This is a genomic window from Pantoea sp. S61 (assembly GCF_016625145.1).
GTDB lineage: Bacteria > Pseudomonadota > Gammaproteobacteria > Enterobacterales > Enterobacteriaceae > Pantoea > Pantoea rwandensis_B.
Genome location: NZ_JACVUO010000002.1, coordinates 111,163 through 126,586 on the forward strand (window position 1 = coordinate 111,163; position 15,424 = coordinate 126,586).

Consider the following 15,424-nt stretch of genomic DNA (forward strand, 5'->3'; position numbering starts at 1 on the left):
CATCATGAGTACAGTCGTTCTGTTTGAACACCCGCTGAATGAGAAGATGCGCACCTGGCTGCGCGTGGAGTCATTACTTAACCAACTGCATGAAACGGTGCCTGTGGTGAATTCCGTCTCTGCATTAGGGGTATTTCGCATCATTGGTGATCTGTTAGATATCTTTGAGCGCGGTGATATGCGTACCGAGCTATTGAAAGAGCTGGAGCGCCAGCAGCAGAAACTTCGCGCCTGGCTTGATGTGCCAGGTGTGGACGAACACACCGTCAGCAGCCTGCGTGATCGATTAAAACAGCAATCCAGCGAGCTGAATGCGGCACCACGTATGGGTCAGCAGTTGCGCGAAGATCGGTTGATTGGATTGGTACGCCAGCGATTGAGCATTCCTGGTGGCTGCTGCAGTTTTGATTTGCCGAGCCTGCATATCTGGCTGCACCAGCAGCAGTCCCAGCGGGATTCACAGGTTAACGGCTGGCTGGCGTCACTGGTTCCTCTGCGCAATAGCCTGACCATGATCCTCGATCTGGTGCGTCAGTCAGGCGTATTTCGCCATCAAACCAGCCTGAACGGTTTTTACCAGGATAATGCCGAAGGTTCGGATTTGTTGCGTCTCCAGCTCACCCTCGAAGATGCGCTGTACCCGCAGGTTTCAGGCCATAAAAGCCGTTATGCCATTCGATTCCTGCCACTGGACAGCGAGCGCGGTGAAGTGCCAGCCCGATTGAATTTTGAATTAGCGTGTTGTTGAGGTTGTTATGCAGGAAGAGATGATTACCGTACCTTGTCCCAACTGCGGTAAAGATGTGATGTGGGATGAACTGAGTCCGTGGCGCCCGTTCTGCAGCAAGCGCTGCCAGCTGATTGATTTGGGCGAATGGGCCGCTGAAGAGAAGCGTATTCCCAGCGATAGCGATCTGACCGACAGCGATGACTGGAGCGAAGAACAGCATTAATAAGAGATAAGGGGCTTACGCCCCTTCGCTTAAATTTCGTCAGCCACCAGGCGAGCGATAAGTTCGTGGTTGGCAGGAGGAAACTCTTCCGCGACTAAATCACGCTGTTCCACCCAACGCTGAGGCTGTCCTTCACGGCCGTACGGCTCACCGTTCCATCCTTCCACCAGGAAGAAGTGCAATGTGACGCGCAGATCGTCATAGCTATGATCGGCCAGACCAATCGCCTTCGCGGCTGTCACCTCAATGCCGGTCTCTTCCATCAACTCGCGTTTTAACGCTTGTTCAGCGGTTTCATCCTGTTCAATTTTTCCGCCAGGAAACTCCCATTTATTCGCCATGTAGGAGCTTGCCGCACGCTGGGCAAGGAAGATCTGACGGCTGGCATTGCGAATGATGCCCACTGCGACTTGCAGGTGTTTCATAAGCTGAATTCCGCTTTTAATTAATGAGCGCTGATAGTAATGCAGTCGCCAGGCAATGTTAACTCTGTGGCGACGGCCAAAAGAAAAAGGAGCCCGAAGGCTCCTCGTTTATCAGGCCAGGCGGCCATGACACTGTTTGTATTTCTTACCGGAACCGCATGGGCACAAATCGTTGCGCCCTACTTTGCGCTCCCCACCCTGCGCAGCCAGCGCGGCGGCCGCAGCGGTTTCGTCATCAACGTGGCTCAGCTGTTGCTGCTGTGCCAGACGCTCAGCCTCTTCACGGCGTTGCTGTTCCATCGCTTCGACTTCCTCCGGCATGCGCACCTGTACTTTGCTCAGGGTGCTGATCACTTCATACTTCAGTGACTCCAGCATCGCCGCGAACATTGAGAAGGACTCGCGCTTGTATTCCTGCTTCGGATCTTTCTGCGCATAACCGCGCAGATGGATGCCCTGACGCAGATAATCCATCGCCGCCAGATGCTCTTTCCACAATGAATCCAGAGTTTGCAGCATCACGCCTTTTTCGAAGTTACGCATCATTTCAGCGCCAACCACTTCTTCTTTCGACGCATAGTTTTCATGCGCGCGGCTCATGATACGTTCACGCAGCGTTTCTTCATGCAGGTCCGGCTCTTTATCCAGCCATTCTGCAATCGGCAGATCCAGATCGAAATCGTTACGCAGGCGTTCTTCCAGACCAGGAACATCCCACATTTCTTCCAGCGACTGCGGCGGAATGTAGGTGTCGATGGTGGCTTTGAACACATCTTCACGGATGCTGTTGATGGTTTCAGACACATCAGACACGTCCAGCAATTCATTACGCTGGCTGTAGATGGCGCGGCGCTGATCGTTCGCCACATCATCGTATTCCAGCAACTGCTTACGGATGTCGAAGTTACGGCTTTCCACTTTACGCTGTGCGTTGGCAATCGCTTTGGTGACCCACGGATGCTCAATCGCTTCGCCTGGTTTCATGCCCAGTTTACGCATCATGTTAGATACGCGATCCGAGGCGAAGATACGCATCAATGCATCTTCCATCGACAGATAGAAGCGGGATGAACCGGCATCACCCTGACGACCCGCACGGCCGCGCAACTGGTTATCGATACGGCGAGATTCGTGACGTTCAGTACCAATGATGTGCAGACCGCCCGAAGCCAGCACCGCATCATGGCGCAGTTTCCAGGCTTCTTTGATGGCCTGAATCTGCTCTTCTGAAGGTTCATCCAGCGCTGCCACTTCGGCCTGCCAGCTGCCGCCCAACACGATATCGGTACCACGACCTGCCATGTTGGTTGCGATGGTGACTGCAGCAGGTTGACCCGCCTGTGCCACGATATCCGCTTCGCTGGCGTGGAACTTGGCGTTCAGTACGCTGTGTTTGATACCCGCGCGCGTCAGTTCGTTAGAGACCACTTCTGATTTTTCAATCGAGATGGTACCCACCAGCACCGGTTGACCGTTGGCGGTACAGGCACGGATGTCTTCGATGATCGCGTCGATCTTCTCTTTCTCGGTCATATAGACCAGGTCAGCCATATCTTTACGCACCATCGGACGGTTAGTTGGCACCACGATGGTATCGAGTTTATAGATCGAGCTGAATTCAAACGCTTCGGTATCAGCAGTACCGGTCATACCGGCCAGTTTTTCGTAAATACGGAAGTAGTTCTGGAAGGTGATGGAAGCCAGCGTCTGGTTCTCGTTCTGGATTTCCACGCCTTCTTTGGCTTCAACAGCCTGATGCAAACCATCAGACCAGCGACGCCCCTGCATGGTACGGCCGGTGTGCTCATCGACGATGATCACTTCGCCATCTTTCACGATGTAATCGACATCGCGAGTAAACAGCGCATGCGCACGCAGTGCAGCCGTCACGTGGTGCATCAGCATGATGTTGGTTGGCGAGTAAAGTGACTCACCTTCTTCCATGATGCCCTGGCTCACTAGCAGCTCTTCAACTTTTACCAGACCACGCTCGCTCATGTGAGCCTGACGTGCTTTCTCATCGACCCAGAAGTCACCTTCACCCTGGAAGGTTTCTGAATCTTCCTTCTCCTGGCGCACCAGGTGAGGAATGATTTTATTCACTTTGGTGTACAGCTCAGAGCTGTCTTCGGCAGGACCAGAGATGATTAACGGCGTACGCGCTTCATCGATTAGGATGGAGTCCACCTCATCCACCAACGCGTAGTGCAGTTTACGCTGTACACGCTCTTCCGGGCTGAATGCCATGTTGTCGCGCAGGTAGTCGAAACCGTATTCATTGTTAGTACCGTAGGTGATATCCGCAGCATAGGCTGCGCGTTTGGCCACCGCGGGCATGTTTGGCAGGTTGATACCGATAGACAGACCCAGGAACTCGAACAGTGCGCGGTTGTTTTCGGCATCACGCTGTGCCAGGTAGTCGTTCACCGTGACCACGTGCACGCCTTTACCGCTCAGTGCGTTCAGGTAAGCCGGCAGTGTTGCCGTCAGGGTTTTACCTTCACCGGTACGCATCTCGGCGATGCAACGCTCATTCAGCACCATGCCGCCAATCAGCTGTACATCGAAGTGGCGCATACCAAACACACGTTTACTGGCTTCACGTACCGTAGCAAAGGCTTCAGGAATCAGGCTTTCAAGGCTTTCACCTTTCTTCAGGCGTTCACGGAACAGGTCGGTTTTGGCTTTCAGTTCGTCATCCGAGAGCTTGACGAAATCCGGCTCCATCTTATTGATGACATCGACAATTTTGCGCATACGGCGCAGGGTACGATCGTTACTGCTGCCAAAGACTTTGGTTAACAATTTGATTAACATGATAAATTTTTCTCAATTCAGCCGCATTCATGCGGTCTGGAAAATCTAAAACAGGATGTGGAAAATCGTTAGCTGTTAAGCAATGACAGGCCCGGCGCGGATGCCATGAATAGCAGCCTGCCAGTCAGCAGAAGTGTGAATTTGAGGTTCGCGATGACGCAGCGTTTCCTGCGGCTCTAATGCAATAGCGGGTTGAGCTGGCGATGTGAGTAGCGCCTGCAGCGAATCGATTAACGCCAGCTTTTGTGCCGCCAACGGGACTGTATGACTCTGTTCCGCTTCTGCAGGTGGCGTCATGCTAAATGAGAGGTGGCGAATGACCGTGCGAATGGCATGCTGATGCCAGTAATCGACATTGAAATTAGGTCGACGCGCACTTTCCTGCAGACGGATTAAATGATCGAAATGAACAACATTGCCGACAAACAGGCTGCTGATGGGCGAGTCTGTCGCCGTGGACTCCGCACTTTGCGCACAGGCAGGCAAGCCCAAACTGGCCGCCACCATCCCTAATAAGAGATGAGGCCAGAAGTAGCGTCTGCCTAATTGTCGCCAGCGTGAGAAAATCCCGATCACAACCTGTCCACAGTTAAATAAAGTAATGAAGCCGTTGCGGTTATCCGCGAACCTGCTCATATGAGCGCCAGATAATAGCACTTATGTGGGGCCAGGACACCAGTGATTAAAGGGCTTACGGGGGATTTCACGTTTATTTGTACAGGCTTTCGCCAGTGATAGCAGAGAATTGAGAGCGGTCTTGCAGGAATAAAAAACAGGCAATAAAAAACGGCAGCTTCCACTGACCGGAGAGGGTGTCAGGGAAACTGCCGTTTTTATGACTGACTTACGCCAGGACTAAATTTGGTGCTTTGAATGCCAGTGGCAGTTCAGCTTCGTCTTCGAAGGTTGCCCATTCCCAGGCTTCCTGCTTCGCCAGTACCGCTTGCAGCAATTTATTGTTTAAAGCATGACCAGATTTAAACGCAGAGAAAGCGCCAATCACGTTGTGGCCACACATAAACAGATCGCCGATCGCGTCCAGCATTTTGTGACGAACGAACTCATCTTCAAAGCGCAGACCGTCTTCGTTAAGTACACGGAAATCATCAAGACCAATCGCACAATCTAAGCTACCGCCCAGGCACAGGCCTTTAGACTGCAGATATTCGATTTCACGCATAAAACCAAAGGTGCGCGCACGACTGATTTGGCGAACAAACGCCTCAGCCGAGAAGTTCAGCTGGTAACGCTGCGAGCTTGAGTCAATTGCCGGATGTTTGAAGTCGATAGTAAAGTCGAGTGAGAAACCGTTATAGGGTTTGATCTCGGCCCACTTATCGCCATCTTCAACACGCACCGTCTGCTTAACGCGTACGAATTTCTTCGCACTGTTCAGCTCTTCGACGCCTGCATCCATCAGCAAGTAGACAAAAGGCGCGGCACTGCCATCCATAATCGGAATTTCGGGCGCATCGACTTCAACAATGATGTTGTCGATACCCAAGCCAGCCAATGCAGCATTCAGGTGTTCAACCGTCGATATACGCACGCCTTCATCATTCACCAGGCAGGTACTCAGCATGGTGTCGCGCACGTATTTTGCATCAGCCGGGAAATCAACCGGTGGATTCAAGTCAGTGCGACGATAGATGACCCCGGTATTAGCCGACGCAGGGCGTAAGGTCAGCGTGACTTTCTTGCCGGTATGTAAACCGACACCAGTCGCCTGAACAATACGTTTTAATGTCCTTTGTTTGATCATCGCATTATCTCGCAATATTACCCATCCGACCGCCAGTATAAATCACCAGCGGGCGAATACTTTAGCACAAAGAGCGGAGAATCCCAATTCTCAGGATATTCTTAGTCTGCCTGCTTACGCAGGAAGGCTGGAATATCAAGATAATCTGGCTCTTTATTGGACGATGCTGGCTGGTCGTTGACCACTTTCGCTGCCGGCTTCTGCTCCTGCGGCAACGGCGCCATGCCGTGCTGCTGGTAGCGATGATCCATCACTGGCTGCGAAGCCGGTTTGTTGGTCACCAGCGTAATTTCTGGACGCTTGTCCATGCCAATACCGGTCGCAACGACGGTCACGCGCAGTTCGTCGTTCATCTCTGGGTCCAGAGAAGTACCGATTACCACGGTCGCGTTGTCAGAGGCGAAGGCGCGGATAGTGTTACCCACGGTTTCGAACTCATCCAGACGCAGGTCGAAGCCCGCCGTGATGTTGACCAGCACGCCGCGCGCACCAGACAGATCGATATCTTCCAGCAGTGGGCTGGAGATCGCCATTTCGGCTGCCTCTTCGGCACGGTCTTCACCGCACGCCACGCCGGAGCCCATCATGGCGTAACCCATTTCTGACATCACGGTACGCACGTCCGCGAAGTCAACGTTCATCAAGCCTGGGCGAGTAATCAGCTCGGCGATACCCTGCACCGCACCTTTCAGTACGTCGTTGGCTGCACCAAAGGCATCCAGCAGAGAGATACCGCGACCCAGCACTTTTAACAGCTTGTCGTTCGGGATGGTGATCAGTGAATCGACATGCTTAGACAGCTCAGCGATACCCTGTTCAGCAAAAGCCATACGCTTTTTGCCTTCGAAGTTGAAGGGCTTGGTCACCACCGCAACGGTCAGGATACCCAAATCTTTTGCTACTTCTGCCACGACTGGCGCGGCACCGGTACCGGTACCGCCGCCCATGCCTGCAGCGATAAACACCATGTCTGCCCCTTCCAGTGCAGAACGCAGTGCTTCACGATCTTCCTCAGCTGAGGTACGACCCACTTCCGGGTTTGCACCCGCACCGAGACCCTTGGTGATACCGGTCCCGATCTGGATCGTCTGGCCAACCGCTGTCTTACGCAACGCTTGCGCGTCGGTGTTTACAGCGAAGAATTCTACACCTTCGATACGCTCGCGTACCATGTGCTCTACGGCGTTGCCACCGCCGCCGCCGACGCCGATGACTTTAATCACCGCGTCATTGGTTAATTCCATAGGTTCAAACATGATTTCTCTCCGTTATGTGCCTGTCGCCTGGAGATCATAAACATTGCCTGCATGATCTCCTTTTTCAAAAATTAAAACTCTTTCTTCAGCCAGCTATTGATACGTTTAAACCAGTTGCCCACTGAAGCACGTTTTTCCGTTTCTGCATCACCGTTCATGTGTGACTCTTTGCCGTAATGCAGCAGACCGACTGCAGTTGAGTAATACGGCTCCTGCGCATAATCCGTCAGGCCGGTGATGTTAAGTGGCTGACCAATACGCACCTGCGTATGGAACACACGCTGGGCGCAAGCGGCCAAACCTTCAATCTGTGCTGCGCCACCGGTCAGCACGATGCCTGCTGCCAGGTGGTGTTTCACGCCCTGCTGGCGCAGTTGCTCCTGCAGTTGCAGAATCTCGTCATTCACCAGATTCAGCAATTCGGTGTAACGCGGCTCAATCACTTCTGCCAGCGTTTGGCGTTGCAGACTGCGCGGTGGACGTCCACCGACGCTCGGCACTTCGACGTTTTCATCTTTGCCAACAATCGAACCCAGCGCACAACCATGGCGTACTTTGATCGCTTCCGCATCGGTTGGCGGTGTGCCGAAGGCATAGGCGATATCACTGGTCACCACATTCCCTGCATAAGGGATCACTTTGGTGTGACGCAGTGCGCCGCCGGTGTAAACCGCGATATCCATTGTACCGCCACCGATGTCAACAACACAGACGCCCAGCTCACGTTCATCTTCAGTCAGAACCGAGAAACTGGATGCCAGTCCGGCAAAAATCAGTTGGTCAACTTTCAGGCCGCAACGTTCAACGGCTTTAACAATATTTTTCGCCATATCATTATGGCAGGTGATCAAGTGCACTTTCGCCTGCATACGCACGCCGGAAAGTCCCACCGGATTCTTGATGCCTTCCTGATAATCAATGGCATATTCCTGAGGAATAACATGCAGGATACGATGTTCATCGCGTACGCGTACGGATTTCGCCGTATGTACCACGTTCTCTACATCATCCTGAGTCACTTCCTCTTCCGAAATCGGAACCATCCCGATTTCGTTCTGACAACTGATATGTTTGCCCGATAAAGCAAGGTAAACCGACGAAATCTGGCAATCAGCCATTAGTTCAGCCTGGTCGATGGCGCGTTGAACGCATTTCACCACCGACTCAAGGTCATTTACGCCGCCTTTATCCATACCGCGAGACGGGCAGCTGCCCACCCCAATAATGTTGACCATACCATCAGGCAGAATTTCCCCAACCAGGGCGGCAACCTTTGCGGTGCCGATTTCAAGTCCTACTACCAGTTTTCTGTCCGTTGCCTTGATCATTGTGGTTTAGCCTGTGCCTGGTTTTGTTGCTGATTACTGTCCTGTGGCTCCAGCGGGGCCGCTGCCCAGCCTACTGCGGCACCGGAGTCGTAGCGCAAATCGACATAGGTAATGCGCTTGTTCTGACTCTGGCCTTGCTGCAGCAGCTCCGGATAGAGCTCAATAAAACGGTTCAGACGCTTCATGGTGTCGCTGCGTCCCAGTTCGATGCGCACATCGTCGCTGGTCACTAACTGCCACGAGCGCCGCGCTGTCATCGACGCGACCTTCAGGGTAAACTTGCCGGCTTTGAGCACATCACTCATGGTGTGATAGCCCGCCAACACCTCTGTTTCACTGCCTTCCGGGCCATATAACATCGGCAATGTTTCTTTACCGATGTGACTGGCCGGGACGCTGAAGGAGACGCCATCGGCGTCTACCATGTGTGAGTCATTCCAGCGAGCCACCGGAACGTACTCCACCAGGTTAATCTTCAGCTCATCAGGCCACTGCTTACGCACACTGACCTGTTTGATCCAGGGTAAACGCTCAATCTGTTGCTGGATGATGTCCACGTTTTGCGACATAAACGTGCCAGGCGCCCCGAGCGACAAAATGGCCTGGCGAATGTCATCATGCGTGGTGTAATGCGTTTCCCCGGTCACCACAAGCTTCGACAGCGGTAAACGCGACGCATCATTCATCCACTTCAGCACCACCAGCCCACCGGCGGCCATGATGCCCAACACCATCAGCAGGAATACGACGCCAAACAGTCGGGCACCGTTGCTACGCCCGGTGCGCGCACGCTCCTGGGGTTCGCGATTTCGTACACGTATCGCCGCCTGAGACATATCAGTCAGCCAGTTCCAGAATACGCGCCACCAGCTGCGGGAAACTGTATCCTGCCTGCTTCGCGGCCATCGGCACCAGACTGTGGCTGGTCATGCCCGGTGAGGTATTCACTTCCAGCAACTGGAATTTACCCTCAGCATCCGTCATCACATCGACACGCCCCCAGCCGCTGCATCCCAGTGCACGCCAGGCCGCCCATACTAACGTCTTCAATTCTGCTTCCTGCTCTGCACTCAAACCGCTTGGGCAGAAGTATTCAGTATCGTCAGAAATGTATTTCGCTTCATAGTCATAGAACTCGCTGGCGGTTTTTATTCTGATAGAAGGCAGAATTTCATCACCCAGAATGCCAACGGTATATTCCGCACCGCTCAGGAAGGCCTCAATCAAGACATCATTGTCGTGGCGAAACGCTTCATCCAACGCAGCAGGCAATGCTTCTAACGTGTTCACTCGGCTGATGCCGACACTTGAACCTTCACAGCTTGGTTTCACAAACAGCGGCAGGCCGAGCGCATCGATTGCAGCCTGGGTTTGTGCATCTAAACCCAATTCCCGCTGCTGGCGCGTTAACCAAACAAATTTTCCTGATGGCAGTCCCCTGCCCTGCCACAGCAATTTGCTGCGCAGTTTATCCATGGTGATCGCCGAAGCCATCACGCCGCTGCCGGTATACGGCAACTGGAGGAACTCCAATACCGCCTGCAGCGTGCCATCTTCACCGCCACGACCATGCAGGGCGATAAAGGTTTTTTCAAAGCCCTGCGCTTTGAGGTCCAGCACTGACACATCACGGGTATCCACGCCGTGTGCATCAATGCCCATCTCACGCAATCCTGCCAACACGGCACTGCCCGACATTAGCGATACATCACGCTCTGCGGAGGTTCCGCCCATCAGGACGGCGACTTTCTCAGCCATGACGCACCTCCGTTTTCGCAGCTGGCTGCAACTCAAGCTCAGCCAGTTTGCGGGCGATTTTGCCGATATTGCCGGCGCCCTGCACGATGACCAAATCGTCACCTGACAACAACGGGGCCAGCGCTTCCGGCAACGCATCGTGCTCAGAGACCAGAATCGGGTCAACCTTGCCACGATGGCGAATCGCGCGGCACAGTGAACGGCTATCTGCGCCTGGAATCGGCGCTTCACCGGCCGGATAAACATCCAGCATCAGCAATACATCAACCTGAGACAGCACGTTAGCGAAGTCATCGAACAGATCACGCGTTCGCGTGTAACGGTGCGGCTGGAACACCATCACCAGTTTCTTATTTGGCCAGCCGGCACGGGCGGCTTTGATGGTGACGTCGACTTCCGTTGGGTGATGACCGTAATCATCTACCAGCATCGCGCTGCCTGGATTGCCATTGACCGCTGTGGTATCAAATTCGCCCAGCACATCAAAGCGGCGTCCAGTGCCCTGGAAACTCTCCAGCGCGGCCAAAATCGCGTTATCTTCAATGCCTTCTTCCGTCGCCACTGCAACAGCGGCGGCTGCGTTTAAGGCATTGTGACGACCCGGCGCATTCAGGGTCACTTTCAGCACCGGCTTGTCCTGACGAATCAGGGTAAAGTGCCCCTGCGCGCCACGTTGTTCATAGTTTTCGATGCGCACATCGGCGTCATCACTGAAGCCGTAAGTGGTGACCTGACGGCCCACGCGTGGGATCAAATCGCGAATCACCACATCATCCACACACATCACAGCACGTCCATAGAACGGCAGATTATGCAGGAAGTTAATGAACGTCTGCTTCAGGTTCTCGAAGTCGCCCTGATAGGTGTCCATATGGTCCGCTTCGATATTGGTGACAATCGCCACCATCGGCTGCAGATGCAGGAACGACGCGTCACTCTCATCCGCTTCCGCAATCAGGTAACGACTGGTGCCCAAACGCGCATGGGTGCCCGCCGCTTTCACCAGGCCGCCATTCACGAATGTCGGATCCAGTCCACCTTCGGCATAAATACTGGTGACCATCGCTGTGGTGGTGGTTTTGCCGTGCGTACCGGCAACCGCGATACCATGACGGAAGCGCATCAGCTCAGCCAGCATCTCTGCACGGCGGATCACCGGGATACGCTGCTCACGGGCCGCGACCAGTTCCGGATTGTCCTGTGCCACTGCTGTCGACACCACCACCACGCTCGCATCCGTCACGTTTTCCGGGCGATGGTTGAAATAAATGGTCGCACCTAACGAGGCCAGATGCTGGGTCACCGGGTTAGGCGCCAGATCCGAACCGCTGATGTGATAACCTTCGTTCGCCAACACCTCGGCAATACCGCCCATGCCAGCACCACCGATGCCGACAAAGTGAATGTGCCGGACGCGACGCATCTCGGGCACAATAGAACGCAGTTTTGCCAATTGTTGTGTATTCATCTGTCTCAATTACCTGTTGATCTCATGTGTACCTGCATTCAGGTACAGCCGGTCAAACCGACCTATTAATTACTTCGCGACGCGTGCCACTTCCTGCGCAACCCGATCGGTTGCATCAGGAATCGCAACCTGGCGCGCTTTCTCAGCCATCGCCAGCAGCGTTGTGCGATCCCAGTGGCGCAACGTGTCCGCTACTGCAGTCGCGGTAAATTGCGGCTGCTCGAAAATTTTGGCTGCGCCCGCTTGCTCCAGCGGCAACGCATTCCAGTACTGCTGGCGGTCTTTATGCTGAAACGGCACAAAGATTGCCGGTAAACCTGCGGCGGCGACTTCGCTCACCGTTAAGGCGCCCGAACGACACACCACCACATCCGCCCAGGCATAGGCTTCCGCCATATCATCGATAAACTCGGTGACCTTGTGCTGCGGCTGTCCGGCATCGCGATAAGCCTGCTGCACCATCTCCAGCGCGCCTTTACCGCTTTGATGCCAAACCGTGATGGCATCACCCAGTTCTGCGGCCACTTGTGGCACGGTCTGGTTTAAAATGCGTGCGCCCTGGCTTCCGCCAACTACCAGCACACGAATCGCGCCGCTGCGTCCACTCAGGCGATCAGCCGGCAGCGGCAGGGCCAACACATCGGTACGCACGGGATTGCCAACCACATCGGCTTTCGGGAATGCACCCGGAAATGCCTGCATCACTTTGGTGGCAATTTTCGCCAGCCATTTGTTGGTCAGCCCGGCAATGCCATTCTGCTCATGCAGCACCACCGGGATACCGCAACTCCACGCGGCTAATCCGCCCGGGCCGGAAACATATCCGCCCATGCCGAGCACCACATCCGGCTGCCAGCTCTTCATGATGCGACGCGCCTGACGCCATGCATTGAAGATGCGCACCGGTGCCAATAACTGTGCTTTGACACCTTTGCCGCGCAAACCACTGATGCGGATAAAATCTATCTCAATGCCATGCTTCGGCACCAAATCCGCTTCCATTCGGTCAGCGGTTCCGAGCCAGCGCACCTGCCAGCCCTGTTCGATCAGATGGTGTGCCACCGCCAGACCAGGGAACACGTGCCCACCGGTTCCACCGGCCATCACCATCAGCCGCTTACTACTCATCGAGCACCTCGGGTAAACGCCTGCGCTTTCGCCAGACGCGTTTCATAATCAATGCGCAATAAAAACACGATGGCGGTCGACATAATGATCAGACTTGAGCCACCGTAACTGATCAGCGGCAGTGTCAGACCTTTGGTCGGCAGCATGCCTGCGGCCGCACCGACGTTAACCAGCGCCTGGAAGCTAAACCACACGCCAATTGAGCAAGCGAGGAAGCCAGAAAAGCGCTGATCGATCTCCAGAGCACGGCGACCAATCGACATCGCGCGAAAAGCCACGAAGAATACCATTAACAGCGCCAAAACCACACCGACATAACCCAACTCTTCACCAATGATGGAGAAGATAAAGTCGGTATGCGCCTCGGGCAGATACTCAAGTTTTTGCACCGAGTTGCCGAGACCCTGGCCCCAGAATTCGCCACGGCCAAAGGCCATCAGAGACTGAGTCAGCTGGTAGCCGCTGCCAAAGGGATCTTCCCATGGGTTCCAGAAAGAGGTCACACGGCGCATACGATAGGGTTCAGCGATGATCAGCAGCACCACGGCAAAAATACCGGAGCCGATGATCGCCAGAAACTGCCACATTTTGGCGCCCGCGAGGAACAACATCGCCAGCGTTGTGACAAACAGCACCACCACCGTGCCGAGATCGGGTTGCGCCAGTAGCAGAACGGCCAGCACCACCATCACACCCATCGGCTTACAGAAGCCCCAGAAGTTGTTACGCACTTCTTCTACTTTGCGCACCAGATAGCTGGCGAGATAGCAAAACAGGGACAGCTTGGATAATTCAGCCGGCTGAATACGCAATGGGCCCAAGGCAATCCAGCGCGATGCACCGTTAACCGAGCTGCCCACCACCAAGACAATCAGCAGCATTGCAACAGACGCCATCAGCATCACGTTGCTGTAGCGCTGCCAGAAATCCATGGGCACGCGCAATGTCACCAGCGCCATACCTACCGCCAGGGCAATATAAAAAGCGTCGCGTTTAGCGAAGTAGAACGGGTCTTCGTTAAGACGCTGGCCGACCGGCATCGACGCTGAAGTCACCATCACAAAGCCGATAATCGCCAAACCAAAGGTCAGCCACAGCAGCGTGCGGTCATACAGCACCACTGGCGCATCATCATTTTCACGGCCCCCCATCACCCAATCGCGTAAACGCACGGAGAGGAAGCTGGCAATACTGGCACCCGGAATGCGCATCAGCTCAGCTCCTTCGCCAGTTGCGCGAAAATATCACCGCGCTGTTCAAAATTACGGAACTGATCGAGGCTGGCGCAGGCCGGTGACAGCAGCACCATGTCGCCCGCCTTCGCCTGAGGGGCAATCTGCTCCATGGCTTGCTGCATCGTTTCTGTGCGCGTAGCGATCTCAGGGCGCAATGCAGCGAGCGCATCGCCGTCGCGGCCAAAGCAATAGAGACGTACGTTGTCGCCCTGCAAAAAGCGCGTCAGCGAACTGAAATCAGCAGATTTGCCATCGCCGCCCATCAGCAGCCATAAGGTGCCTTTCACCTGCAAACCATTGAGTGCCGCTTCAGTGCTGCCGACGTTGGTGGCTTTGGAGTCATTGATCCAGCGCACACCGTTCGCTTCATGCACCAGCTGAAAACGGTGTGCCAGGCCAGTGAAAGTGGTTAACGCTTTCAGACTGGAAGCGCGCGGGATATTCACCGCATCTGCCAGAGCCAGCGCCGCCAGTGCGTTGGTGTAGTTGTGCTGGCCCACCAGAGTCATTTCATCAGTGTTTAGCACTCTTTCGCCCTGCGCCCGCAACCAGGTGCTGCCTTGCTGCTGGGTCAGGTGATAATCACCCAGATTAATGCCAAAACTGACACATCGTGCATCAACACCACGCACGGGCATGGTCATACCATCATCGGCATTGACCACACAGACGCGGGCGTTTTCATAAATGCGCAATTTCGCCGCACGATACTGCTGCATGCCCAACGGATAGCGATCCATATGATCTTCCGTCACGTTGAGAATGGTGGCAGCCGCAGCTTGCAGACTGTAGGTGGTTTCAAGTTGGAAGCTGGAAAGTTCCAGCACATACAACTGTGGCGGAGATTTCAGCAGGGTTAGCGCCGGTAAACCGATGTTACCACCCACGCCAACCTGCCAACCTGCTGCACGGGCCATTTCACCCACCAGCGTGGTGACAGTGCTTTTACCGTTCGAGCCGGTGATCGCGACAATCGGAGCCTGAGCTTCACGGCAGAACAGTTCGATATCACCGACGATTTCGATACCGGCATCCGCAGCTTCACTTAATGCAGGGTGCGCCAGCGCGATGCCTGGACTGGCAATGATCAAGTCCGACGCCAGCAACCAGTCGCTGTTGATACCGCCCACATAGCGTTCAACCGCCTCAGGCAACTTGTCGAGGCCAGGCGGAGACACACGGGTATCCATCACGCGAGGCGTCACGCCCTGCGCGAGGAAGAAATCAACACAGGACAGGCCAGTGATGCCGAGTCCAATGATGACGACTTTTCTGCCCCGATAGTCAGCCATGA

The 15,424-nt window shown here is 54.6% G+C and carries 14 protein-coding genes; 2 read left to right on the forward strand and 12 right to left on the reverse strand.

Features of this window, described 5'->3' with window-relative positions:
* Window positions 1-4 precede the first annotated feature (4 nt).
* Window positions 5-748, forward strand: a complete 744-nt coding sequence (gene zapD, locus IAE30_RS05895) for a cell division protein ZapD (RefSeq protein ID WP_034829657.1) — start codon at window positions 5-7, stop codon at window positions 746-748.
* Window positions 749-755: 7 nt separating this feature from the next.
* Window positions 756-953, forward strand: a complete 198-nt coding sequence (gene yacG / locus IAE30_RS05900) for a DNA gyrase inhibitor YacG (RefSeq protein ID WP_034829659.1) — start codon at window positions 756-758, stop codon at window positions 951-953.
* Window positions 954-982: 29 nt separating this feature from the next.
* Here yacG and mutT read toward each other — a convergent pair whose 3' ends face one another.
* The 12 genes from mutT to murD form a co-directional block, all read right to left on the reverse strand.
* Window positions 983-1,378, reverse strand: coding sequence for an 8-oxo-dGTP diphosphatase MutT (mutT, locus tag IAE30_RS05905; RefSeq protein WP_034829661.1), 396 nt, complete (start codon window positions 1,376-1,378; stop codon window positions 983-985).
* Between the two features lie 111 nt (window positions 1,379-1,489).
* A complete protein-coding gene (gene secA, locus IAE30_RS05910; protein WP_038649061.1) occupies window positions 1,490-4,195 on the reverse strand; it encodes a preprotein translocase subunit SecA in 2,706 nt (901 codons plus the stop codon).
* 75 nt (window positions 4,196-4,270) lie between these two features.
* Complete coding sequence (gene secM / locus IAE30_RS05915; RefSeq protein WP_038650264.1) at window positions 4,271-4,771, reverse strand: secA translation cis-regulator SecM; 501 nt, start codon at window positions 4,769-4,771, stop codon at window positions 4,271-4,273.
* Window positions 4,772-5,039: 268 nt separating this feature from the next.
* Window positions 5,040-5,957, reverse strand: coding sequence for a UDP-3-O-acyl-N-acetylglucosamine deacetylase (gene lpxC, locus IAE30_RS05920; RefSeq protein ID WP_034829665.1), 918 nt, complete (start codon window positions 5,955-5,957; stop codon window positions 5,040-5,042).
* Window positions 5,958-6,058: 101 nt separating this feature from the next.
* The gene (gene ftsZ, locus IAE30_RS05925; protein ID WP_034829667.1) at window positions 6,059-7,213 is read right to left on the reverse strand and encodes a cell division protein FtsZ; all 1,155 of its coding nucleotides are present in this window, start codon (window positions 7,211-7,213) and stop codon (window positions 6,059-6,061) included.
* A 71-nt stretch (window positions 7,214-7,284) separates the two neighbouring features.
* Complete coding sequence (gene ftsA, locus IAE30_RS05930) at window positions 7,285-8,541, reverse strand: cell division protein FtsA (RefSeq protein WP_013507861.1); 1,257 nt, start codon at window positions 8,539-8,541, stop codon at window positions 7,285-7,287.
* Window positions 8,538-9,377 carry a cell division protein FtsQ gene (gene ftsQ, locus IAE30_RS05935; protein ID WP_160833545.1) on the reverse strand — a complete coding sequence of 280 codons (840 nt, stop codon included), beginning with the start codon at window positions 9,375-9,377 and terminating at the stop codon, window positions 8,538-8,540. Before ftsQ ends, ftsA begins: the two co-directional genes overlap by 4 nt.
* 1 nt (window position 9,378) lies before the next feature.
* Entirely contained in the window at window positions 9,379-10,299 is a 921-nt protein-coding gene (locus IAE30_RS05940; RefSeq protein WP_038649068.1) for a D-alanine--D-alanine ligase, read from the reverse strand.
* Window positions 10,292-11,767, reverse strand: coding sequence for a UDP-N-acetylmuramate--L-alanine ligase (gene murC / locus IAE30_RS05945; protein WP_200678501.1), 1,476 nt, complete (start codon window positions 11,765-11,767; stop codon window positions 10,292-10,294). The genes IAE30_RS05940 and murC overlap by 8 nt, the downstream gene beginning before the upstream one ends.
* A 69-nt stretch (window positions 11,768-11,836) precedes the next feature.
* The gene (gene murG / locus IAE30_RS05950) at window positions 11,837-12,895 is read right to left on the reverse strand and encodes an undecaprenyldiphospho-muramoylpentapeptide beta-N-acetylglucosaminyltransferase (RefSeq protein WP_200678503.1); all 1,059 of its coding nucleotides are present in this window, start codon (window positions 12,893-12,895) and stop codon (window positions 11,837-11,839) included.
* Window positions 12,892-14,106, reverse strand: coding sequence for a cell division protein FtsW (ftsW, locus tag IAE30_RS05955; RefSeq protein ID WP_038649075.1), 1,215 nt, complete (start codon window positions 14,104-14,106; stop codon window positions 12,892-12,894). The genes murG and ftsW overlap by 4 nt, the downstream gene beginning before the upstream one ends.
* Entirely contained in the window at window positions 14,106-15,422 is a 1,317-nt protein-coding gene (murD, locus tag IAE30_RS05960) for a UDP-N-acetylmuramoyl-L-alanine--D-glutamate ligase (RefSeq protein ID WP_200678512.1), read from the reverse strand. The genes ftsW and murD overlap by 1 nt, the downstream gene beginning before the upstream one ends.
* Between the last annotated feature and the right edge of the window lie 2 nt (window positions 15,423-15,424).

Coding starts and splice junctions, on each gene's coding strand:
- zapD (WP_034829657.1), top strand. CDS start 5: ATGAGTACAGTCGTTCTGTTTGAACACCCGCTGAATGAGAAGATGCGC.
- yacG (WP_034829659.1), top strand. CDS start 756: ATGCAGGAAGAGATGATTACCGTACCTTGTCCCAACTGCGGTAAAGAT.
- mutT (WP_034829661.1), bottom strand. CDS start 1,378: ATGAAACACCTGCAAGTCGCAGTGGGCATCATTCGCAATGCCAGCCGT.
- secA (WP_038649061.1), bottom strand. CDS start 4,195: ATGTTAATCAAATTGTTAACCAAAGTCTTTGGCAGCAGTAACGATCGT.
- lpxC (WP_034829665.1), bottom strand. CDS start 5,957: ATGATCAAACAAAGGACATTAAAACGTATTGTTCAGGCGACTGGTGTC.
- ftsZ (WP_034829667.1), bottom strand. CDS start 7,213: ATGTTTGAACCTATGGAATTAACCAATGACGCGGTGATTAAAGTCATC.
- ftsA (WP_013507861.1), bottom strand. CDS start 8,541: ATGATCAAGGCAACGGACAGAAAACTGGTAGTAGGACTTGAAATCGGC.
- ftsQ (WP_160833545.1), bottom strand. CDS start 9,377: ATGTCTCAGGCGGCGATACGTGTACGAAATCGCGAACCCCAGGAGCGT.
- IAE30_RS05940 (WP_038649068.1), bottom strand. CDS start 10,299: ATGGCTGAGAAAGTCGCCGTCCTGATGGGCGGAACCTCCGCAGAGCGT.
- murC (WP_200678501.1), bottom strand. CDS start 11,767: ATGAATACACAACAATTGGCAAAACTGCGTTCTATTGTGCCCGAGATG.
- murG (WP_200678503.1), bottom strand. CDS start 12,895: ATGAGTAGTAAGCGGCTGATGGTGATGGCCGGTGGAACCGGTGGGCAC.
- ftsW (WP_038649075.1), bottom strand. CDS start 14,106: ATGCGCATTCCGGGTGCCAGTATTGCCAGCTTCCTCTCCGTGCGTTTA.
- murD (WP_200678512.1), bottom strand. CDS start 15,422: ATGGCTGACTATCGGGGCAGAAAAGTCGTCATCATTGGACTCGGCATC.